This window comes from Clostridium sp. CMCC3677 (assembly GCF_023845585.1).
Lineage (GTDB): Bacteria > Bacillota > Clostridia > Clostridiales > Clostridiaceae > Clostridium > Clostridium aquiflavi.
The window spans coordinates 217,841-240,260 of record NZ_JAMQHS010000008.1 but is presented as its reverse complement, the minus strand read 5'-3'; the positions used below and the strand labels follow the sequence as shown (position 1 = coordinate 240,260).

General features: G+C 24.5%; 20 protein-coding genes, 1 riboswitch and 1 other annotated feature. Of the genes, 1 reads left to right on the top strand and 19 read right to left on the bottom strand.

Annotation, left to right across the window (positions count from 1 at the left end):
* Nucleotides 1–70 precede the first annotated feature (70 nt).
* The 14 genes from NG901_RS11915 to deoC all read right to left on the bottom strand — a co-directional run bounded on the left by NG901_RS11915 (nucleotide 71) and on the right by deoC (nucleotide 15,172).
* Complete coding sequence (locus NG901_RS11915; RefSeq protein ID WP_252214874.1) at nucleotides 71–1,006, bottom strand: ribonuclease H1 domain-containing protein; 936 nt, start codon at nucleotides 1,004–1,006, stop codon at nucleotides 71–73.
* Between the two features lie 34 nt (nucleotides 1,007–1,040).
* Complete coding sequence (locus NG901_RS11910; protein WP_252214872.1) at nucleotides 1,041–2,003, bottom strand: YkvA family protein; 963 nt, start codon at nucleotides 2,001–2,003, stop codon at nucleotides 1,041–1,043.
* 491 nt (nucleotides 2,004–2,494) lie between these two features.
* Nucleotides 2,495–3,325 carry a MetQ/NlpA family ABC transporter substrate-binding protein gene (locus NG901_RS11905; protein WP_252214870.1) on the bottom strand — a complete coding sequence of 277 codons (831 nt, stop codon included), beginning with the start codon at nucleotides 3,323–3,325 and terminating at the stop codon, nucleotides 2,495–2,497.
* A gap of 49 nt (nucleotides 3,326–3,374) precedes the next feature.
* Nucleotides 3,375–4,013 carry a methionine ABC transporter permease gene (locus NG901_RS11900; protein ID WP_252214867.1) on the bottom strand — a complete coding sequence of 213 codons (639 nt, stop codon included), beginning with the start codon at nucleotides 4,011–4,013 and terminating at the stop codon, nucleotides 3,375–3,377.
* The gene (locus NG901_RS11895; protein ID WP_252214864.1) at nucleotides 4,013–4,978 is read right to left on the bottom strand and encodes a methionine ABC transporter ATP-binding protein; all 966 of its coding nucleotides are present in this window, start codon (nucleotides 4,976–4,978) and stop codon (nucleotides 4,013–4,015) included. The genes NG901_RS11900 and NG901_RS11895 overlap by 1 nt, the downstream gene beginning before the upstream one ends.
* A 193-nt stretch (nucleotides 4,979–5,171) precedes the next feature.
* A riboswitch (SAM riboswitch) is annotated at nucleotides 5,172–5,280 on the bottom strand.
* A gap of 162 nt (nucleotides 5,281–5,442) precedes the next feature.
* On the bottom strand, nucleotides 5,443–6,672 hold the full coding sequence (locus NG901_RS11890) for an ATP-binding protein (protein ID WP_252214861.1): 1,230 nt from the start codon (nucleotides 6,670–6,672) through the stop codon (nucleotides 5,443–5,445).
* Nucleotides 6,673–6,771: 99 nt separating this feature from the next.
* Nucleotides 6,772–8,025, bottom strand: a complete 1,254-nt coding sequence (locus tag NG901_RS11885) for an ATP-binding protein (RefSeq protein WP_252214886.1) — start codon at nucleotides 8,023–8,025, stop codon at nucleotides 6,772–6,774.
* 31 nt (nucleotides 8,026–8,056) lie between these two features.
* Nucleotides 8,057–8,179: a hypothetical protein gene (locus tag NG901_RS17190; RefSeq protein WP_286675201.1), complete on the bottom strand. Its 123-nt coding sequence runs from the start codon at nucleotides 8,177–8,179 to the stop codon at nucleotides 8,057–8,059.
* Nucleotides 8,180–8,219: 40 nt separating this feature from the next.
* On the bottom strand, nucleotides 8,220–8,780 hold the full coding sequence (locus NG901_RS11880) for an accessory gene regulator B family protein (RefSeq protein WP_252214852.1): 561 nt from the start codon (nucleotides 8,778–8,780) through the stop codon (nucleotides 8,220–8,222).
* A gap of 254 nt (nucleotides 8,781–9,034) precedes the next feature.
* Nucleotides 9,035–9,706, bottom strand: a complete 672-nt coding sequence (locus tag NG901_RS11875; RefSeq protein WP_252214849.1) for a YczE/YyaS/YitT family protein — start codon at nucleotides 9,704–9,706, stop codon at nucleotides 9,035–9,037.
* Between the two features lie 203 nt (nucleotides 9,707–9,909).
* A complete protein-coding gene (locus NG901_RS11870; RefSeq protein ID WP_252214847.1) occupies nucleotides 9,910–10,668 on the bottom strand; it encodes a viral A-type inclusion protein in 759 nt (252 codons plus the stop codon).
* A 139-nt stretch (nucleotides 10,669–10,807) separates the two neighbouring features.
* Nucleotides 10,808–12,451, bottom strand: coding sequence for a hydroxylamine reductase (hcp, locus tag NG901_RS11865; RefSeq protein ID WP_252214843.1), 1,644 nt, complete (start codon nucleotides 12,449–12,451; stop codon nucleotides 10,808–10,810).
* A 393-nt stretch (nucleotides 12,452–12,844) separates the two neighbouring features.
* Nucleotides 12,845–14,152 (bottom strand): pyrimidine-nucleoside phosphorylase, encoded by a 1,308-nt coding sequence (locus NG901_RS11860; protein ID WP_252214840.1) that lies wholly within the window; start codon nucleotides 14,150–14,152, stop codon nucleotides 12,845–12,847.
* 354 nt (nucleotides 14,153–14,506) lie between these two features.
* The gene (gene deoC / locus NG901_RS11855; protein WP_252214838.1) at nucleotides 14,507–15,172 is read right to left on the bottom strand and encodes a deoxyribose-phosphate aldolase; all 666 of its coding nucleotides are present in this window, start codon (nucleotides 15,170–15,172) and stop codon (nucleotides 14,507–14,509) included.
* A gap of 294 nt (nucleotides 15,173–15,466) precedes the next feature.
* Between deoC and NG901_RS11850 the strand changes: the two genes are divergently transcribed.
* On the top strand, nucleotides 15,467–16,246 hold the full coding sequence (locus NG901_RS11850) for a DeoR/GlpR family DNA-binding transcription regulator (RefSeq protein ID WP_252214835.1): 780 nt from the start codon (nucleotides 15,467–15,469) through the stop codon (nucleotides 16,244–16,246).
* A gap of 155 nt (nucleotides 16,247–16,401) precedes the next feature.
* Here the strand turns inward: NG901_RS11850 and NG901_RS11845 are convergent, their stop codons facing one another.
* The 5 genes from NG901_RS11845 to NG901_RS11825 form a co-directional block, all read right to left on the bottom strand.
* Nucleotides 16,402–17,082 (bottom strand): Crp/Fnr family transcriptional regulator, encoded by a 681-nt coding sequence (locus NG901_RS11845; protein WP_252214832.1) that lies wholly within the window; start codon nucleotides 17,080–17,082, stop codon nucleotides 16,402–16,404.
* A gap of 92 nt (nucleotides 17,083–17,174) precedes the next feature.
* Complete coding sequence (gene brnQ / locus NG901_RS11840; RefSeq protein ID WP_252214829.1) at nucleotides 17,175–18,515, bottom strand: branched-chain amino acid transport system II carrier protein; 1,341 nt, start codon at nucleotides 18,513–18,515, stop codon at nucleotides 17,175–17,177.
* Between the two features lie 110 nt (nucleotides 18,516–18,625).
* Nucleotides 18,626–18,897, bottom strand: a binding site (T-box leader).
* Between the two features lie 153 nt (nucleotides 18,898–19,050).
* Nucleotides 19,051–20,751, bottom strand: coding sequence for an FUSC family protein (locus NG901_RS11835; protein ID WP_252214826.1), 1,701 nt, complete (start codon nucleotides 20,749–20,751; stop codon nucleotides 19,051–19,053).
* 456 nt (nucleotides 20,752–21,207) lie between these two features.
* A complete protein-coding gene (locus NG901_RS11830) occupies nucleotides 21,208–21,363 on the bottom strand; it encodes a zinc-ribbon domain-containing protein (RefSeq protein ID WP_003372054.1) in 156 nt (51 codons plus the stop codon).
* Between the two features lie 200 nt (nucleotides 21,364–21,563).
* Entirely contained in the window at nucleotides 21,564–22,055 is a 492-nt protein-coding gene (locus NG901_RS11825; protein WP_252214823.1) for a CarD family transcriptional regulator, read from the bottom strand.
* Nucleotides 22,056–22,420 lie beyond the last annotated feature (365 nt).

Here is a 22,420-nt window from a genome sequence, read left to right as displayed (position 1 = left end):
TAGCATTCCTAAGTTCAATTACTCAGTCCACTTTGCTTATGCATATATCAACACTCTACTAAAACATAGCCTATAATTTACATTTATTTTCTAACAAGTATAAAATCATTTCTTCTTTTTGTTTACTTAACAATTTAGAAATTAGTTTTTTCCCTTTAATATTATTAATTTTATATTCATTAAAAATATTCTCAAATCTGTCTTCTATAACATTAACTTCACTTTTGTAATTATTAATACTACTCTTATCATTAATAACTACTACATTTTCAAAATAGTTTGATATTAATCCTTCTATACTTGATTTCAATTCTCTATTTATAACTTTTACCACATTATTTTTAATCCACTTTTCAACAACGTTATCAGACTTTATAGCTAAAGCTTCTTTACATTTTTCATCAGCAAGTTCATTGAAAAAATCTCCAGTATGGCTATCTACTTTAACAAATATAACTTCTATACCACTATTCATTAATTCCTGCATTCTTTTGTAATATTCCTTAGATGATGCTTCTTTTCTTTCCCATGCACCTGTTGCATGATAACAAATTCCTGCATAATCATGAAAAATAACCACCTTATTTTCTCCACAACTTAAAGCATACTCTACCCCTTTTATAGCACCCTTTAATTCACCTGCTATCTGTCTTATATTATTAGTAGGATCACTTTCTCCAATTCCACTATCAATATACTCTACAATATTATCTTTAACTGCAACTACCCCATAAGAATATTGTGATGTGCAAATATTATAGCTACCATCAACATATATATGTAAGCAATCATCAGGGTACTTTCCATCTAACTTACTTATTAAATTGTTTCTATTATTTAAAAATTCTTTTGCTTCAGATATATCTGTAAAACTTTTATATTTAGCATTTTTTACACCTTTAACATATCTTAAGCATTCCGCCCAAGTATCAACTATTTTATCTTCTACTTTTTGATTGTTTTTAAAATCAAAGCCCTCTTTTATAGCATAAACTTTTTTTCCCACTGTTCTATTCCTTTCACAAATTAAACTTTTAATATTATAATGTTGTTAATTCAGTTATTACTAAACATAATTTTTCAACATTTTTAGCACCTGTAAAGTTTATCAAATATTCTAAACCGCTTTTTAGAACTTTAATTATCTCATTATTGCCTTCCCAATTTTCTATAATCACATTCATAGGGACATCATTTATAATATTATTTAGTGCAAAGAATGCTACTCCAATATCATCTATCGCTCCTATAAATGGTATATTGTTTGGTATTATATCCGTTGGTAATGCAATATATGCAATAGCAGATGATAATATTAATTTAGTTTTTATTGAAACTCTATCATCTTTTAATAATCTATATATTAAAGATATAATATCTGGTAAAAGGAATATATATTCTTTAAACTTTTTAGTTTTTTCTGGTAACTTATCTTCTATTATTTCTCTCCCTAAGGAATAATTGTCTTTAATCTTATTAACAATAATCAATTCATCAGAATTTTCTAAATCATTTTCTTCAATTTCTTCTGTGATTTTTTCTTTAATTAAGTTCCCTTTTAAAGAAATATTAATTTCCTCTAAATTAACCCAAAGTTCTTTATCCTTTACAAATACTTCATTTAAAGCAAAGTCAACAAATGGAATATCATATAATATCTTTTTTATATCTATTGATATTTTATCCTTTTCTGTACTTATTCCTTTATCATTGAAATCTTTAATTAATTTTTTCAAAATAAAGCTTCTAAACATTCTAAAAAGACCTAAATTCATTACCTTTAAGTTAGCCAATTTACATATAACTCTTCCATCTATTAATTCAAGTATTTCAACTTTTAAAGAAAATTCTACATTAATTCCCTTTTTAAAATTTCCTTCTACTATGATTCCATTAGATATATTAATTTTATTTATATACAATCCTTCGATCTTTACAAAGTCATTTATAATACTAAGTAAATCCTCACCTAGTAATTTTACTTTAATATTAGATATCTTCATAATATATTCTCCTTTTAAGAATATTCTTTTAAACTTACATATACAATTTTATTTTCATGTATTATTAGAATTATACTATATTTAGACAATAAGTTAAATAATATCTTATTTATCTATATGGTAATAATAATTTATATAAATTATATTTTTCACTTAATATATTTATTAATTTTATTATATTAAACACTATTTCTAAAATAAAAAAGTTAATGTAAATAAAATATTAAATACATTAACCTTCCACTTTCTTATTAAATTTTAATAATTGGCTATGTTTTAGCAGAGTGTTGATATATGCAATAGGCAAAGTGGCATTGTAATTGGACTTTGAGAATAGTTAATGAGTATTGTCTCATTTACTGCTTGTCTCAATTTTATATTAGGAGCAAGCTAAAATGGGACTATACTCATTTTTAGTATTCCTAAGTTCAATTACTCAGTCTACTTTGCTTATGCATATATAAACACTTATTTTAAACATATCCTAATAATTAGAATACTGGTATAACTGCACCATTATATTCTTTTTCTATAAATTCCCTTACTTCTGGTGAAGTGAATGCTGAAGTTAATGCTTTGATTTTTTCTTTTTCTTCATCACCTTTTTTAACAACAATTATATTTGCATAAGGTTTCGCTGCTTCAGAATTCTTATCTTCACTTATTATTGCATCTGATAATGGATCAAATCCTGCTGATATTGCATAGTTTCCATTTATTACAGATGCTTCAGAATCATCTAATACCCTTGGTATGCTTGCTGCTTCTAATTCATTAAACTTTAAGTTTTTATTATTTTCTGTTATATCCTTTGGTGTAATTAATTCACCATCTGATACTTTTATAATTCCTTTTGAAGCTAATAATTTTAATGCTCTTGCTTCATTTGATGGATCATTAGGTATTGCTATTGTAGCTCCATTAGCTAATTCATCTAAACTCTTTATCTTATTTGAATATAGCCCCATTGGTTCTAAATGAATTGCTGCTGTATAAACTAAATTTAATCCTTTTGATTTATTTTGTTCATTTAAATACGGAATATGCTGAAAATAATTAGCATCTAAATCCCCTTCCGCTAATGCTGTATTAGGCTGAACATAATCAGTAAACTCAACTATTTCAAGCTTATATCCTTCCTTTTCAAGTATAGGCTTTGCTATTTCTGCTATTTCCTTGTGTGGTATAGGTGTAACACCTATTTTTATTGTTTTATCATCTTTATTGTAACTCTCTACCCCATTATTTGTACTTCCACATCCTGATAAACTAAATATAAGTACTCCCGCTAATATTGTTGATAATATAGATTTCTTTTTCATATATTTTTCCCCCTTAAATTATTGCTTATTTTATAACTAATCTAAAAATTTAATTTGATAATTTTCCATAAAAATAATTCCCTAAAAATTGGAGAAGCTGTACGAATATAATTAATATTATACAAGTTATTATCATAAAGTCTGTTTCAAATCTTTGATATCCATATCTTATTGCTACATCTCCAAGTCCGCCTGCCCCAAGTGTTCCTGCCATAGCAGAATAACCTACAATACTTATTAAAGCTAATGTTATTCCAGATACAATTGATGGTATCGCTTCTTTTAACATAACTTTAAATATTATTTGAAAATTTGAAGCCCCGAAAGACTTTGCTGCTTCTATTACTCCTTTGTCAACTTCTCTTAATGCAGATTCTATAATTCTTGAAACCAAAGGTGCTGCCGCAATTGTAAGTGGTACTATAGCAGCTAGTGTACCAGTAGATTTACCAACTAATAACTTGGTTAAGGGCATAATTATCACCATTAATATCACAAATGGAAAACTTCTCAATGTATTTACTATAAAGTCTAAAATAGAATACATAAATTTATTTGGTTTTAAGCCATCATCTGAAGTAATAATAAGAAGTATTGCTGGAACAAAACCTAATATAACTGAAAATATTGTAGATGCTAAGACCATTATTAATGTTTGTTTTAAAGCTATTATTATAATTTCTTGCATTATTTAATCACCTCCAGCAAAACTTTCTTATTCTCTAAGTATTCAATTACTTTATCTTTGTCACACTCATTTATATTTATAACGAGTCCTCCTAGAATCATATCTCTAAATTTTTCTAATTTTCCAGATATTATAGAAAAATCTATATTAAGTTCTCTTGCCATCTTTGTTATAACAGCATTCTCTGAAGAGTCATTAGAGAAAAATATTTTTATATTCACTCCAGTTGTTGATAATATGTTTTCATCATCTTCTCCAAGAAACTTCTTTAAAGATGGTTTAGGTTTTAAAAATAATTCCTCACATTTACCTTGAGATTTTATATTTCCGCCTTCAAGCAATGTAACTCTTTCACAAACTTCTTTTACCACTTCCATTTGATGAGTAACAATAACTATTGTTATACCAAGTTCCTGATTTATTTTTAAAAGTAATGATAATATATCTTTAGTAGTCTTAGGATCTAATGCTGAAGTTGCTTCATCACATAATAATACTTTAGGATCTAGTGCTAATGCTCTTGCAATAGCTACTCTTTGTTTTTGCCCTCCACTTAATTCAGGTGGCTTATTCTTTGTTTTTTCTTCCAAACCTACTAATTTAAGAAGTTCCATAACTTTAGTTTGAATGTCATTTTTATCATATCCCCATATTTCTAATGGAAAAGCTACATTATCAAAAACATTTTTTCTTTGCATAAGATTAAAGTTTTGAAAAATCATCCCCAAGTTTCTTCTAAAACTTCTTAAATCCTTGTCTTTTAAATCAGAGACATCATTTCCCATTATTTTTAAAGAACCTTTATTATATGATTCAAGACCATTTATACACCTAAGTAATGTAGATTTTCCTGCCCCACTATGTCCAATTATTCCATAAATCTCTCCTTCTTTTATGTTTATTGAAATATTGCTTAATACGCTTATTTCCCCAAATTTTTTTTCTAAATTCCTAACTTCTATCATTTAGAGCCCCCCTTTACACATTTTATTGCTAAATTAAAATGTATTTTTTGCTTTTTACTTATTGATCATTGTTTGCAAACTAAATTATAAATTAAATTATGCATAAATTTTAACTTTGTTATAAATTTTATAGATAATAACAAAAGCGCCAGAGAATAAATCTCTAGCGCTTAATATACTAAATAAATTTACCCTCTCATCTATCAACTCTATAAGTTGCAGGATTTAGCACCATAAATGATAATTAATCATTTGGTTGCCGGGTTTCATAGGGCCAGTCCCTCCACCACTCTTGATAAGATATAACAAATATTAATTTTTAATTTATGTTTTAAATTATAATTTCCTAATTTTAATTTGTCAATATTATTTTATATTAATTAACAAAAATATTTTATCCCTTCTTAAGTAAACTATTACAGTAAATAAGTGCCTATTGTATTTTTATATAATTAACATTTTCATTAAGCCAATGGTAATGTTATTTCAAATTCACTTGAATAAAACATATTACTTACATAAAGTGTTCCTTCATGTTTTTCTAATAATTCTTCGGCTAAATCTAACTTCTTATTGTCTATTTTAATATCATTATTTAATAATCTAAGCCTTCTTTTTTTAGATAAATTTTTTACATTACACTCTATGTTAATTATTAATTTATCTAGAATATTATAAGTTTGTATTCTTATAAAGCCTCTGTTTCCATCCACACACTCAATTATATTAGTTAAAATTACATATAAATCTTTCTCAGAAATCTCCAACATGTTTCTGTCTGCATTATCCTCTATAATAATACACGTTTCTTCCTCTATAATTGGTTTTAATATCTTTGAAATAAATCTATTTTCATTTCCATTTATTTGTATAGATGATTTTACCTTATTATTATTTTCTATTATATTTTCTAAAGCTTGACCTAGTTTTTCTTCTTTACTCATAAGATACAAACCATATAAATAAGAAATTTCTGCACCTTGATCATGTTTAATTTTTCTTAGATCATTATTTTTCTTTTCTAATTCACTATTTAATTTATTTATTTGTTCACTTTCTTTTCTTATGCTACTAAAATATATAGAGGTTACAATAAAAAATATAAATAAATTTATAATCATTATATTCTTTAATAATGGATTAGCAAAATCTATAATTCCGTTTTTGAATATTATACTATAGTAGACAATAACACTTATAGCCATTGTTAAAGATATAAATATTTTATCTTTAACCATAAATCTATAAAATCTAATTATGTATTTTTTATATTTAAACAATATATACATAAAAATATAATTTAGCATAAATACTATAGAATACATTATTTTAATTAAATATGCTTTTTCTAAATTTAATAATTTTATATATGGATAAAATACTCCAATAATTATTAGCGATAATATTACCATTAATATATAAATGCTATTACATATAATTTGTGCTGTTTTAAAATCATTTCTATATAAAACTCCTACTATAATAATGTATAAAACACTATTATAAACGATACCAATATTATTATTTATATATAAATTATTAATTATTACTGATATAATTAATAACAAAAATATTACTATTCCTAATTCTTTTTTGCTTTTTTGGCAATCTTTTTTTACGCAAGAATTTATAACGTTTAGTATAACTAAAGATTCTAAAAAAAGATTTATCACACTTCCTAACATTATAATCATTATTTTTCCCCTTTGTATGTAATAATTTAAAGTATTTTAGCTAATAATAAAGTGTTGATATTATATCAACACTTTAATTTTAATATGTATTATTTACAATTAATCATTTAAAGGTAACCTGATTTCAAATTTTGTAGAAATATCATTACTTTTTAAATTTATATTTCCACCACATTTCTCTATTAATTCCTTTACAATACTTAAGCCATACCCATGATTATTTTCAGTATTATTTTTTGTAGTAAAGCCTGGTTCAAATATCTTGCATATATTCTCTTCCTCAATTTTAGGTCCATTATTTTCTATAATAATAACTACATAATCTTTTATATCATAAGTTTTTATTATTAGAATTCCAGTCTTACCCATAGCCTTCACCGCATTATTTACTATGTTAGAGATTATTCTATAAAGTTCTATTTCTGTTATTTTTGCATTATTAATGCTGCCTTCATCTTCTATTATTATATTAATATCTTCATATTTTATCTTTTTAACTATATTATTAATTAAAGTATTATTCTCGTTTAATTTAAAATCAGCTTCTACATTATTTTTATTAATTATATCTTTTAGTTTTTCTCCAATTTTATCAATTCTTTTCATACAATAAAGATCATGCATATATGTAATTTCTTTTGCATAACCACCTTGAATTGTTGTAAGCTCAGTATTTTTTTCATATAGATTTTTATTTAACTCTAATATTTTATGTGATTTAATATCTATATTAATGAAATAAAGAATTATTATTCCTAAAAATAACGTAAGTGTCATACTAACCAAATTCCTCAATAATTCTGATTCATTTTTATAAAAAATCAAATAAAAAGCTGCTATAAAATCCATAGAACAATTTATTATAATTAAAGTTGTAATAGATGGTTTCATTAATAAAATTTGATCGTGTATACTTTTTATTTTTTCCTTATATTTTAAAATAAAAATCCCCATTATAAATTGAGGAATGTATATTACGCAAACCATTAAAATATCTCTTTTTTTTAAAGCTATTAAATTTTTTAAAAATCCAAAAAATAAATTTCCAAATATATTAACGTTAAACGCTATAAAAAAATACATTATTGTATATGCGATTAAAGAACTATAAAATTTTTTATTGTACAATAAACATCCAATAACAATTATCTCCAAAAAATGTATGATAAAAATACAAATAGATAAATTTCCAAACATGCAATTTAAAATATACATTACTAAAAATACAATTATAATTGCACTTATCTTTTCAATTGTATTTTTCTTATAATTATCTTCAATACAATAATCTATTACATATATAAAAAGAATAGATTGCAAAATAGAATTTAAAGTATCTACTAAATTTATCACCAAAATACGCGCCTCCTAATTCTTAGAGATTTTATCTCATTTTTTTCATTGATTCAGGCATATCCTCTATTCCAACTGTCAATGTTGAAGCTGGTGTCGCAATTATGAATTTTTCTGTTAATTTCATTAACATTTTTCCTATTAATCTTTTCATTATTATCATCCTCCTAAAATATATAATAATTTAATACCCTTTACTTCTTTTGTCTTTTGTTAAACATTAATATAGATTGAAATAAGATTGTCCATGTTATAAGCTCATAAATATTGCTATATCTATATAGCAATATAGAGCTTATACTCAAGACAATTGAAATAGAAATTCCTAGAATTCTATTTTTATTTATAAGTTCGAGGCGCGTAATTGGCATTTTATCATTTAAAACTGGTGCTGTATTATATATTGAAAATAAACTAATCAATATTAAAATACAGTTGCTTATAAAATTGAGTTTACAATTTAAACTCAATAATATAACACTACTAGTTATAAGCATTGTTGCTATAAAACATCTTACTTGAGTATTTTCATGATATCCTCCTATAAAAGGCTTTGTTATACTCATTATTCCTATTATTATAATACTTTCTTTACAATATCCAATTAATGAAAATATAATTATTATTGACATTAACTTTATAAATTCAAAAAATAAGACTGTTGTTGTATATTGAATTTGTTCACATTGTTCTTCACTATATTCATTATAATTACAAATACCTTGTACAAAATTTCCTATAAAATTTCTAATCATTTCTTTTACATCTCTTATACTTCATATTTTATTACATTATACTATTAATTTACAATTTTTACAATAAAAATCGTGATTTTTAGTATTTACACAAGTTTTTTATTTTTTATTACAAATGCTTTAAATAATTATACGAATATATAAAGTTCAAATTTTACATAATTTCATATTGAATCAAGTAATAGACAAGAAAAAGGTGAATTTATATAAATAAATTCACCTTTTTTGTAAAACAAACTCAAATAAAATTTTAATTATTGAATTTCTACTTCTTCTATATTTTCTTGCTTAACGATATCATTCTTGCTATCAATTAAAGTTTCAACAATCTTTTTACCATATGGAAGACATAATTGAATAAATGGTCCTATCGTTAACATTGCTATTATAGTTCCAAGCCATACTTTACCACCTAATAAATATCCTACTACTAAGTATATTCCATCTAAAGTCATTCTAATCCATCTATACTGAAATTTTGTTTTATCCTGTATAATAAATGGTACTATGTCATTAGGTGCAACTCCTAAGTCACTTGCTGAAAGTATTGAAAAACCTACTGCAATGATAAAGTTTACTAAAACTATCATAAGTGCTTTTACAAACATACTACAATCTTGTATGTTAAATCTTGAAAATATGCTTATAGATAAATCTATAACAGGTCCTACGCCAACAAGACAAATGAAAGTTCCAATGTTTATCTTTTTTCTATCAATTAAAATTATTATTATAGTTAATACAAAAAGTATACACATATTAGCTATTCCTGGTGTGGTGTTAAGCAATATTGATAAGCCTTGGGTAAATACAGTGAATGAATCTGATCCTATATTTGTTACTAGTGATAATCCTACTCCAAATTGTATTATTGCCATTCCTAAAAAAAACAAAATTAATCTCATTAATAATTTTTTTTGGTTCATGTTTTTCATCCTTTTCTTTAATTTTTATTAAATTTATTACTACATATAATTCTCAAACGTTCACATTAATACCATAAATAAAAAATTCTTTAAATAAAAAAGTATTTTTATTTTACATTATCGTATCAAGTTTGTCAAAAACATTCAAAAAAAATCATTTTAATTCATGAAATAAATCTTATTAAATTACTAAATATTTCTTGTTAATGAACTATAATTTTAAAATCTTCAAGATTTATTCTGTATTCGTTTAACATCTCTATAACAGTATTTCTTAATGTATTTTCATTAGATTTTTTATTGGCAATTTTTATATCATTTTGTATAGGTTTTAATTTTTTATTTTCTTTATATTTTTTATTTAATATTTCTGCTGTTTTTACAAGTAAATCATCCCAATCTTCTACTTTGATAATATTATCATGTAATTTAAATGTATTAGGATTTTTTGAAGAGAAGTCTCTATATATTTCCATTCCTTCATCTTTTATAAAAACATCATCTTTCTTTTCTTTTTTATCTTCTATTTTATCCATAGCAGCTTCAATATTAGATGATTTTTTATTATTCACTAAATTTTCTTCTTCTATCCAATTAGAATAATTTTGTATATTCTTAACCATATCATATACTTCTACAGAAATTTTTCTATAAGATTTGCTTAAAGTGAAATTTCTTTCTTCCTTTACTATTTTACTAGATTCATCTTCTATATAATCTATTGTATTTTCTAAAGTATCTATTAAATTAATTAAACTATCTTTTATTTTTAGTGACATATCTGGAAAGTTTTCAATTATATATTTTACAGTATTTTCATTTAATATAGATAAATCATTATTTTGATTATTAATTTCTTCTAATTCACAATTAATACTCTTTTCTTTTTGAATTTCTTCAGCAAACATTTTATTAGTTTGTAATTCTGCATTATTTTTTCTACCAAAGCTAGGTTTTATCATAACTACACTCCCTTAAATATCATTTTAATTTATATTTATTTTTATTTTACCATATTTTACCTTTTATGGGAATGGTAATTTGATAAAAAGAGTAGTTATTATAGAAATATATCTATATAACTACTCTTAATAAATTATATTAGTCTAAAAATATTTTTAAATCATCATCAACATTTGTAATTCCACAAATTCCAAAGTTATCTACTAATACCTTTGCTACATTTTCTGATAAAAACGCCGGTAAAGTTGGTCCTAAATGAATGTTTTTAATTCCTAAATGTAATAATGATAATAATACTATTACTGCCTTTTGTTCATACCATGCTATATTAAAAGCTATAGGTAATTCATTTATATCTTCTAATTCAAATACTTCTTTTAGTTTTAAAGCAATTACAGCTAATGAGTATGAGTCATTACATTGACCTGCATCTAATACTCTAGGAATTCCTCCAATATCACCAAGCTCTAATTTATTATATTTATATTTTGCACATCCTGCTGTTAAGATTACAGTATCTTTTGGAAGAGCTTTTGCAAAATCTGTATAATATTCTCTTGATTTATGTCTTCCATCACACCCTGCCATAACAAAGAACTTCTTTATAGCTCCAGTTTTAACTGCTTCAACAATTTTATCAGCTAATGCTAATACTTGAGCATGTGCAAAACCTCCAACGATTTCTCCATTTTCTATTTCAGTTGGTGCTTCACATTTCTTTGCTTGTTCTATTATAGCTGAAAAATCTTTCTTTCCATTTTCATTTGCTGTAATATGAACACATCCATCAAATCCTGCTGCACCAGTTGTATACATCTTATCTTTATATACATCCTTGTCAGTTGGAGGTACTATGCAATTTGTAGTCATAAGAATTGGACCATTAAAGCTTGTAAATTCTTCTCTTTGCTTCCACCATGCATTTCCATAGTTACCTACTAAATGATCATATTTCTTTAAATGTGGATAATAATGAGCTGGTAACATTTCAGAATGAGTATATACATCTACACCTGTACCTTCTGTTTGAATTAATAATTGTTCTAAATCTTTTAAATCATGGCCTGACACTAATATTCCTGGATTTTTTCCTACTCCAATGTTAACTTTAGTTATTTCAGGATTTCCATAGCTTTCTGTATTAGCTTTATCTAAAAGAGCCATTCCATCTACGCCTACTTTTCCAGTTTCTAAAGTTAAAGCTATATATTCATCTAAACTTACATTATCATTATTCACTGCTGCTAAAGCTTTTTGCATAAACTCAGAAATTTTTTCATCATCATATCCTAATGCATTAGCATGTTTCATATATGCTGATAATCCCTTTAATCCATAAATTATAAGTTCTCTTAAACTTCTTATATCTTCATTCTCAGTAGCTAATACTCCTATCTTAGGTGCCTTTGCTTCCATTTCTTCTTTTGTTTTGCATACAAATGAAGCTGCTTCACTTAGATTTGATTTATCATTTAATTTAAATAATAGTTCTTCTTTTAAATCAATAGTTTCTTTTACTCTTAAATAAAAAATTTCATTATCAAAATTGGCATTTGTTATAGTTGTAAAAAGATTCATTGTTACCATATGATTTATATTGCTTGATACTTTTATTTTTTCTTCTCTAGCTCTAGTTGCTACTTCTGCTAACCCTTTAGTTGTATATATTAATAAATCTTGAAGTTTTGCAAGTTCAGGTGTTTTTCCACACACTCCCTTTATAGTACAGCCTGTACATCCCGCTGCTTCTTGACATTGAAAACAGAACATTTTATTTTCCATAATAAATTCTCCTTTTATCTTTAGCTATGTTTTAGTAGAATATTGATATATGCATATATCAATACATATTTAAAACAGAGCCATATTTTTTATTTGGTATGATTAGATTTTATCTTGAATTATGAAAATGCTCCGTAACAATTGTTACAATTATTTTTATATTTAAATAAAACTCACAAAATTTAACTAGCAAATACTATTCTTTATTTCATCATTAAATTCTACTTTATATTTCTATTTTATATTTCTATTTTATAAAACTGATCAAACAAATAAGAGACTTTAACTATTAAACATAATTAAAGTCTCTTATATTTATTTATATATAGGAGTGGTCGATATTTAAAATATATTTTCTATTATAGTATTAACCAAAAATTAAAACATAACATACTATTTTAATATTTTTTCAATAAGTGGAGAAGCTTCTATATGATTATCACTTATTAAAAATGCTTCATGTAATTCTTCTATCCATTCTTTCTTTAATTCATTGTCATGATGCACATAGCAAATTGTATCTCCTACACTTACCTTATCACCTTTTTTACAATTAAGTATAAGACCAACACCATGATTAATTTCATCTTCTTTAGTAGCTCTGCCAGCACCTAAATGCATAGCTAAAATTCCTAATTGTTCAGAATGAAGAGTTTCAACATATCCATTCTTTTCACATTTTATTTCTGTAATGAATTTAGATTTTGGAAGTAATGTTGTATCTTCTATCATTTTTACATTACCACCTTGGGCTTTAACCATATCTTTAAATTTTTCAAAAGCTCTTCCTGATTCAATACCTTCCTTTAGCATTGCTCTTGCTTCATCTTTATCTTTATCTTTAGCAAGCTTTCCTTGCATTAACATGATTTCTCCTGCTTGCATACAAAGTTCAGTAAAGTCTTTTGGACCAGTTCCTTTTAAAGTTTCAATAGCTTCTATTATTTCTAATGAATTACCTATTGTATTACCTAAAGGTTGGTTCATATCTGTAATCATAGCCATAGTATTTCTTCCAAGACTATTACCTATTGAAATCATAGCCTTAGCTAATTTTGTAGCATCTTCAATAGTATGCATAAATGCCCCTTCTCCATACTTTACATCTAAAAGTATAGTATCAGATCCAGATGCTAATTTTTTAGACATTATAGAAGAAGCTATTAAAGGAATTGCATTTACAGTTCCAGTAACATCTCTTAATGCATATAATTTTTTATCTGCAGGAACTAAATCTCCTGTTTGCCCTATTATGGCTACACCAATATCTTTTACTTGATTTATAAAATCTTCTTCTGTTAAGAAACAATTAAATCCTTCAATAGATTCTAACTTATCTAATGTTCCACCTGTATGTCCAAGACCTCTTCCTGACATCTTAGCTACTTTAAGTCCACAAGCAGCCACCATTGGCCCAAGTGCCATAGATGTTTTATCCCCAACACCACCTGTTGAATGTTTATCCGCTTTAATTCCCTTTATAGAAGTTAAATCTATTACATCTCCACTATGCATCATAGATTTTGCTAAATAAGATGTTTCTCTTTCGTTCATTCCATTTAATACTATAGCCATTAATAAAGAGCTTGTTTGATAATCTGGGATAGATCCATCTACTACACCATCTATCCAAAATTGAATTTCTTCATTAGTCAGTTCTTTTTTTTCTCTTTTCTTATTGATAATATCTACAAAACGCATATTTGCATCCTCCCTTTATTTCAGTTAACAACTCATAATAGATAATTACAAAAATCTGCTTAATTAAATAATTATATTTACTATAACCACTTGGCTATTTTTTGCTTTATTTTCTATTATCAATGGTCAATCTTATATTTTATAATTCTTCTTTGTTCTTTTTTCCCATTCATTTTAGCAAACGTTTTCTAAAATAAGATTATATGTCATTAGTTTATTTGAAAATAATAGTAGACAAGGACAATTAAATATTACATAGTAACCATCTAGTTCTTAAACATCATATATTTATAAAAACATATACTCTATTTTTTATATTAATTGTCCATTGTCAATTTTCAATTATTAATTGAATTAATATCCTTGTGTTTCTTCACCTTTTAAAAGACCTACTGCTCTACTTGTTCCAAGTCTATCACAGCCTTCATTTATAAACATATTAAGATCTTCTACTGTGCTTACTCCACCAGCAGCTTTAATCTTAACATTTGGTCCAATATGTTTTTTGAACAATTTTATATCTTCAAGTGTTGCTCCACCTGTTCCAAAGCCAGTAGATGTCTTTATATAATCAGCTCCTGCTTCTGTTACAGCTTTGCACATAGCTATTTTTTCTTCTTCTGTTAAATAGCAAGTTTCAATTATAACTTTTAATATTTTATCTCCAACAACTTCTTTTAAAGCTCTTATTTCTGCTGTAACTTTATCGTATTCTTTGTTTTTAACATCTGAAATGTTAATTACCATATCTATTTCATTTGCTCCATCAGCTAAAGCTTGTTTTGTTTCTGCTATTTTACCTTCTGTTGAAGAATATCCTAAAGGGAAACCTACTACTGTACATATATTAACCTTGTCCCCATATGTTTCATGTATACGAGATATATAACAAGCTGGAATACATATTGATGCTGTATTATATTCTATTGATTCATCACATATTTTTTTTATATCATCCCAAGTTGCTACTGGCTTTAATAAAGTATGGTCAACATGTTTTAAAATTTCTGAATTATTCATAAATTACATCCTCATTTCTTTGTTTCTTTTAATATAAACTTTTATTCTATAGCTTTATTTTATTCCTCAAATGTTATATTGTCAACATAAAATGTTAAAGTTAGAACATTTTTAACTTTAAGTAATTGATTATATAATTATTATAAGTACTTTCAATGAAATTTATTTATTTTTTTGTATTATTTTTTAAATAATGTTAGAATATAAACAATAAGCGTTTAATTATATAAACTGTTTTTAAGCAGTATTGAAATATAAAATTGTTCACTAAAAAATAGAATAAGGTGATTAATAATGAATAAAAAACTACAGCGTGCTAATAGAATTATAGAAATTTTAAAAGAAAAAAATGGTGCTTCAATTAAAGATTTAGCATCTACTTTAGGAGTTTCTGAAATGACAATTCGACGAGACTTAAATCTTTTAAAATCAAATAATATCGTTAGTAATGTGTATGGGGCAACAATATATAATCCTTTAAATAGTATTGAAAAACTAAATAATAATTATGATATTACAGATGAGACCATAAAAAGGGAAAATGAGAAAATTAAAATTGGTAAAGCTGCTGCAAAGTTAATTCAAGATGATGATATTATCATAATAGATGCTGGTACAACTACAGAAAAATTAGCACAAAATATTAGTGATGATATAAAACTAACAGCATTATTTTATAGTATAAATATTTTAAGTGCTTTGAAAAATAAAAAAAACATTGAATTAATATTTTCAGGTGGATATTTTCACGAAAACACTCAAATGTTTGAAAGTCCTGAGGGAATTTCTCTTATTGAAAATATGAGAGCTACTAAAGTTTTTGTATCTGCTGCTGGAGTTCACGAAAGCTTAGGGGTTACATGTTCTAACAACTATGAAGTGGCAACTAAAAGAGCTATTATAAGTTCATCTGTGGAAAAAATATTATTAGTTGATTCTGATAAATTTGAATCTGTTAAATCTTCTTATTTTTCAGATCTTCAAGAATTTGATATTGTAATTACAGATCAAGGTATTTCTGATAAATGGCGTACTCTCCTTGAAGATCTAGAAATACAAGTGATTATTGCGTAATTATCTTAAAGTTAATTAATAATTTAAAATATAAAAATGAGTTGTTAAAAAAATATAATTCTTTTAATAACTCATTTTAGCATTCCTAAGTTCAATTACTCAGTCCACTTTGCTTATGCATATATCAACACTCTGTTAAAACATAGCCTTATATTTTAATTAAATAATTCTTCTTCTAATTTTTCTAAATCTAATATTTTAATTATATTTTTATCAAATTCTATGTACTCCATATCTCTTAAATTCATAAGTTCTCGTGATAATGATGGCCTAGGTATTCCAAGATTAGAGGCAATTTCCTTTTTGCTTTCCTTTAAAGTTATATATATACTATTTTGTTTTTTAGACAATTCAAGTATGAAATTTATAACCTTATGCTTAATACTTTTAAATGATATATTCTTTATTTTAGCATTAAGCATCAAAATTTTATTACTTAATATAGACATAAAATTTTCTAGTAATTTTTCATTTGCTAAACATAAACTTATAATAGTTTTTCGTTTCATATATAAAACACTACAATCCTCAAATGCAACTATTGTAGATGGATAAGTATTTTTTTTTGAAAAAATAAGTGCTTCTCCAAATACTTGATTATTAGATAACCTCTTTAAAACAATGTATTTTCCACTTAAATATATTTTTTGTATTTCTACCATACCATCTAATATAATTCCCAAACTACTACATTCATCATCTTCTGAAGCAATAATTTCGCCCTTTTTATATGACTTAATAAAATAATTTTTATCAGATATAACACAACTTATTTCTTCTTCACTAAGTCCTCGAAACAAATTATTTTTATTTAATTTATTTATTAAATCTTTCATATAAATTACACCTTTCTAAAAAGAAAAACACACATTATATTAAATGTATGTTTTTCTGAATTTTAATTTATATTATATCATTAATATAATATTTAAACATCTTCTAATAATAAATCTCTTTTATTAAATTTGCTTTTCAATAATTTACATACTAATCCTAAGCCCATTCCACAGATTGCTGGTAGAATCCATCCTAATCCTTCAGAATAAAGTGGCAACTTAGAAAATATATTTATTAAAATATCTATTCTTATTCCAGCTTGGCAAGCAGCATCAACAATACTTACTATTCCTGTAAATAAAAGTGTTAAAGTATACACTATTGAACTTCCTCCAAAAATATCATTTAATATTCCTAGTAATATAAGCATTATAGAAATTGGATAAATTGCATTTAAAACAGGTACTGATATTGCAAGTATTTTACTTAATCCCATATTAGCAAGTATCATACTTGAAAGTGTAAGTATTCTAACCCACATTTTATAATTTACTTTTGAATTTAATGTTGTGAAATATTCACTACAAGATGTTATAAGACCAACACAAGTTGTTAAACATGCTACTGTAAAAATTGCGGCTAATAATATAACTCCTGGTTTTCCAAATAAATATGTCATTACATTAGTAAGTGTTTGTGCACCTGTTTCTGTTGCTCCAAATATTCCAACTGAAGTAGCTCCTAAATGTGCTAACATACAATAAATAACTATTAACATTAACCCTGCAATAAATCCTGATTTTATTGATGTTGAAATTATTCCATTTTCATCATCAACTCCCTTAGACTTTATAGCAAATGCTATTACTATACCAAAATTTAAAGCAGCTATTGTATCCATGGTCATATATCCCTCTAAAAATCCTTTTGCTAAAGGTGATGATAAATATTCTCCACTTGCTAATCCATATCCCCCTAATGGCTTAAATAAACTTCCTATAAATACAATTGAAATAAGAAATAATAGTGTAGGAGTTAAAAATTTACCTACACGATCAACTAATTTTCCTGGTGATAAACATAACCAATATGCAATAGCAAAAAATGCAAAAGTATAAACTAATCGTGATAATGTGATAGAGAATTCCTTTGGTAAAAATGGAGCTACTGCCATTTCAAATGGTAAGCTTCCTGCTCTAGGAATTCCTAGACATGGTCCAATTGATAAATATATTAATATTGTGAATACAATAGCAAAACTTGGATTGACTCTACTTGCCAAATTTTTTAATCCTCCACATTTAGCAACTGCAATTACTCCTAAAATAGGAAACCCAACTGCTGTTATAAAAAATCCCATTAATGCTATCCATGTTTGATTTCCTGCTGATTGACCTAAAAATGGTGGAAATATTAAATTCCCTGCTCCAAAAAACATTGAAAAAAGCATAAAACTTACAAGTACTAAATTTTTCTTTGATAAATTTTTCATTTTAAAATCCCCCTAGATTGTTATTTTTTATTATTAACTCAATGCTTAATGTCACCTTCAATATCCATTTAAATTCCCCCTTTTTACATATAAAAATACCCCGTCCCTAATAAAGGGACGAGGTTAAATCGCGATACCACCCTAATTCTATAAAATGATATATAAAAATATGCAACTCATTTTATAGCACTCCATTACGTACTAAATAATACGCTTTTCTGTTAACGGTGAAACTCCGTTGAAACTTACTCAATTTTCATTAAAATTTCAGCTTCACTTCTCTGAGATGATCTTCAGTTATACATTGTACATTAGCTTTCATCACCCACTAACTTTCTGTAGAACAAAAATATTACTTACTCTTTCTCTTCTTAGAATTTTTATTTTATTAAATCTATATTTAGAATATACCCCTCTACTTATATTGTCAATATTTCACCTATTTATTTATCAAATTATCATTTTTCTCATTTATTTAAAATATTTTTAATAAAATATTTTGAAAATTTTATATTTAATTACTAATATATCAAAATCACTTAAGAACTCTATAACCTACTTGAATCACAAATTCATTATTAGTATTTACAATTCTCCTTATATTTTCATCATTAAAATTTAAATTTCTTATTTCTAATTTTTCACATAGTAAAGTAGAATGTATTATTATATTTCTAACTTTATTAGGATTTTCAGTACCATTTAAAATTGCTATACTATAGTTTATTAACATAGTATTTAATTTATCAATCTTAATTATAAGCTCATCTATTCCCTCTTTTAATCTATATGGAAATATTTTTTTATTTACTATTATAACTATCACTACTCCTATTATTACATAAATTATTCTATAAATAAGAAGAACATTTATATTTTCTGCTAATGATGCTATACATATAGAGGCAATTGAAGCAAATAGTGAGATTTTATAATATTCTTTAAATCCATATAATAAATATAATGATAATATTAAAATTAATATAGTTATCCATTTTAAATTTACTAAATTTATAAATATTCCTGTAAACAATATTCCTATAACATTTCCAATTATTCTTTCTTTAGTTTTATTTAAAGTATATTCATAATATGGTTGAATTACAGACATTATTGTTATAATAGCCCATATTATTTTATAGTACCCTAAAATTTCACCAATAAACAAAACTATTGTTAAGGTTATTGCCATTCTCATTGCAAAATTAAATCTCATACCTTTATGAAACGATTCTCTAAAATTTTCTATATTTTCCTTTTCCCACTCACTATAAATTTTATTTATTTCTTTATTTCCTAATTCCTTTAATTCCTTTATACTAATTTTTAAAGAATTCATTATATTACATATCTCACTTAAAGTTTTAGATTCATTATTATATAAATCTTTAAATAGATTTATTTTATTTTCTAATTCTTCTACAGTTACACTATAATTAGAATAATCTAATATATCATCTATTACATTTATTATATCTTCAATTTCATTCTTTTTAATATCATTATTATTATATTCAGAATATACATTTCTTAAATAAAGATTAAAATATTCCATATTTATGTATATATTAAACTGTATTCTTCCTAAATTAGTTGTTAAATATTTTTTATGTCTTGTGATATAAACTTTATATACTAGTTCTCTCATAATTTTAGAGCACTTTTTTACTATATTTTCTTCAAATTTACCATTAATAATATTCTTAAGCTGACTTTTCATCAATAATAAAGATGAAGTTATACTATTTCCTAATTTAGATTTCTCATTAACTTTTGTTATTATATTGCTACAAACTATAACTAATACACCAAAAATAACTGCTAATATTCTAAGAGGTAATTCTTCTAAAGATATACGTGCGTACTGAGTAAATATATATAACATAATAAACGGTTTGTAAAAAGCCATATCATAAGGTGAAATTATATTATACATTATTAAAAATATAGATATAAAATTTATTATAATCCCCCAATAAATATTTTGCGATGAAATAAATGCTGCTACTACAATTGCTAAATCAATAAGAATTATATTTAAAATTTTACTGATAATTTTAACCTGTAGATTTTGTCTACTTAAAACTGTTGATGTTAAAGCTATTGGAAATGCTAGCATTATATTTTTTATTCCAAACAATAATCCAACACCGAACATAGTTATTACAGCTACAGTACCATGCTTTAACATTGAATAAACATTAATATGATATTTATTTATTATTTTATCAATCATAAATAGTAACCCTGTATATTTATGGTTAGTTTCTTATATTTCAACATAAGATTTTTTAATAAATTATACTTATTGTTTTCTTGGTAAATATCCATAAGTGTTTATCTCCTATATAAATAAATTTAATATTACTTATAATTTGTTTATAATTCTTTAAATTATTCATGAAATAAAACATCTGTATTCAGTTATTATCAATTTTCTAAATATTAAATTTTATACAATAAAAATAGACCCATACTCTTAAATAATTTCTTATTTAGAGATAGATCTATTTTATTTCATACTTTACTTATGCATATATCAACACACATTTAAGATTTTTATAATTTCCTAAATAAGAACAAATTGGCTGTGAACCCTTCACTCTTCAAAAATTCTATAATTTCCTATACATAAAAAAAGGAGTGCTTTTAGTAAATTACTTTACTAAAAGCACTCCTATATTAAACAAAACTATCTTCTGTTGTTTTGTTGTTTTCTAGCTCTTCTACAGTCAATACATCTTGTAGGTTCGTTAGTGAATCCTTTTTCTTTGTAGAATTCTTGTTCTCCTACTGTGAAAACAAATTCCTTACCACAATCTCTACATACTAAAGTCTTATCTTCCATTTTAAAATTCCTCCTTGTTAATTAAAAGATTAATATATTGATTAATATCATTCTCTAAAAGGAGAAATTTATACATCTATATTAAAAACCTTTTTATCTTTATCGATATTTTTATAATTTACTTATATATATTACCGATATTCTTATAATAACACTTTTTTGATAAATAGCAAGCCTTTTTTATCTTATAAATGTTATTATTAAAAATTAATTGCTAAATTTAATAAATTACTAGCATCATCATTAGATAAATTCTTAGATTGACTTATTTCTTCAACTAGTGTTTTCACTGTTTTGCGTAAAGTATCCTTTTCGCTTGAATTTAAAGAATGTTGTTCTTTTACTTTAGTAAGATTACACACAACTTCTAAATAATCCGTTAATGTTCCTGATTTTATTTTTTGATTATTAATGGATGCTCTTTCTTTAAAATCAGATTTATTTAACTCTTCTACGTTATTTGTAAATTCTTTTACATTTTCTAGAGCATTATCTAAAGTTTCCGAATCACTTACTAATCTTATGTTTAAATCATTTACTCTATTAATTGGTAATGTTAATGTCATATTATTATTAAATATATGTATTTTATAATAATTCTGAACTTCCCCTTTAAATAACATTTCACCTATTAATTCAATTATACCTACCCCTTGGCTAGGGTATACAATTTTATCTCCTATATTAAACAAAAAATAACCTCCTTTGGTTTTACTATTATAGTATACCACATTTAGTTACTTTTATAAAACTTTTATTTTATCATAAAACCTAATCAGTATCAACATAAAATTTCCATTAATTTATTATTTAATGATTCATAATGAATTTAAACGTACACATATAAATTATCGGCTTAAATATTTAATATATAATTCTATTTCATTTAAATTTTTGCAATAATTTTATTGATAATTTGAAAAAATCACTTGATAAAATATAACATTTAATCATATAATTATATAAAATATTATATAATTAACAATTTAAACATATAAATAAGTAGATATGATAAAAATCATAGTTTCTTTTAATTTTTATCATACCTATATAACTA

Excerpts from the sequence above, each read along its gene's own strand:
- NG901_RS11880 (WP_252214852.1), bottom strand. The coding sequence starts at position 8,780 with ATGATTAGAAATTTTATAGGAAATTTTGTACAAGGTATTTGTAATTAT.
- NG901_RS11895 (WP_252214864.1), bottom strand. The coding sequence starts at position 4,978 with ATGATAGAAGTTAGGAATTTAGAAAAAAAATTTGGGGAAATAAGCGTA.
- NG901_RS11905 (WP_252214870.1), bottom strand. The coding sequence starts at position 3,325 with ATGAAAAAGAAATCTATATTATCAACAATATTAGCGGGAGTACTTATA.
- brnQ (WP_252214829.1), bottom strand. The coding sequence starts at position 18,515 with ATGAAAAATTTATCAAAGAAAAATTTAGTACTTGTAAGTTTTATGCTT.
- deoC (WP_252214838.1), bottom strand. The coding sequence starts at position 15,172 with ATGAATAATTCAGAAATTTTAAAACATGTTGACCATACTTTATTAAAG.
- NG901_RS11900 (WP_252214867.1), bottom strand. The coding sequence starts at position 4,013 with ATGCAAGAAATTATAATAATAGCTTTAAAACAAACATTAATAATGGTC.
- NG901_RS11845 (WP_252214832.1), bottom strand. The coding sequence starts at position 17,082 with ATGAAAGATTTAATAAATAAATTAAATAAAAATAATTTGTTTCGAGGA.
- NG901_RS11850 (WP_252214835.1), top strand. The coding sequence starts at position 15,467 with ATGAATAAAAAACTACAGCGTGCTAATAGAATTATAGAAATTTTAAAA.
- NG901_RS17190 (WP_286675201.1), bottom strand. The coding sequence starts at position 8,179 with ATGAAAAGATTAATAGGAAAAATGTTAATGAAATTAACAGAAAAATTC.
- NG901_RS11910 (WP_252214872.1), bottom strand. The coding sequence starts at position 2,003 with ATGAAGATATCTAATATTAAAGTAAAATTACTAGGTGAGGATTTACTT.
- NG901_RS11830 (WP_003372054.1), bottom strand. The coding sequence starts at position 21,363 with ATGGAAGATAAGACTTTAGTATGTAGAGATTGTGGTAAGGAATTTGTT.
- NG901_RS11835 (WP_252214826.1), bottom strand. The coding sequence starts at position 20,751 with ATGATTGATAAAATAATAAATAAATATCATATTAATGTTTATTCAATG.
- NG901_RS11870 (WP_252214847.1), bottom strand. The coding sequence starts at position 10,668 with ATGATAAAACCTAGCTTTGGTAGAAAAAATAATGCAGAATTACAAACT.
- hcp (WP_252214843.1), bottom strand. The coding sequence starts at position 12,451 with ATGGAAAATAAAATGTTCTGTTTTCAATGTCAAGAAGCAGCGGGATGT.
- NG901_RS11890 (WP_252214861.1), bottom strand. The coding sequence starts at position 6,672 with ATGATTATAATGTTAGGAAGTGTGATAAATCTTTTTTTAGAATCTTTA.
- NG901_RS11875 (WP_252214849.1), bottom strand. The coding sequence starts at position 9,706 with ATGAACCAAAAAAAATTATTAATGAGATTAATTTTGTTTTTTTTAGGA.
- NG901_RS11860 (WP_252214840.1), bottom strand. The coding sequence starts at position 14,152 with ATGCGTTTTGTAGATATTATCAATAAGAAAAGAGAAAAAAAAGAACTG.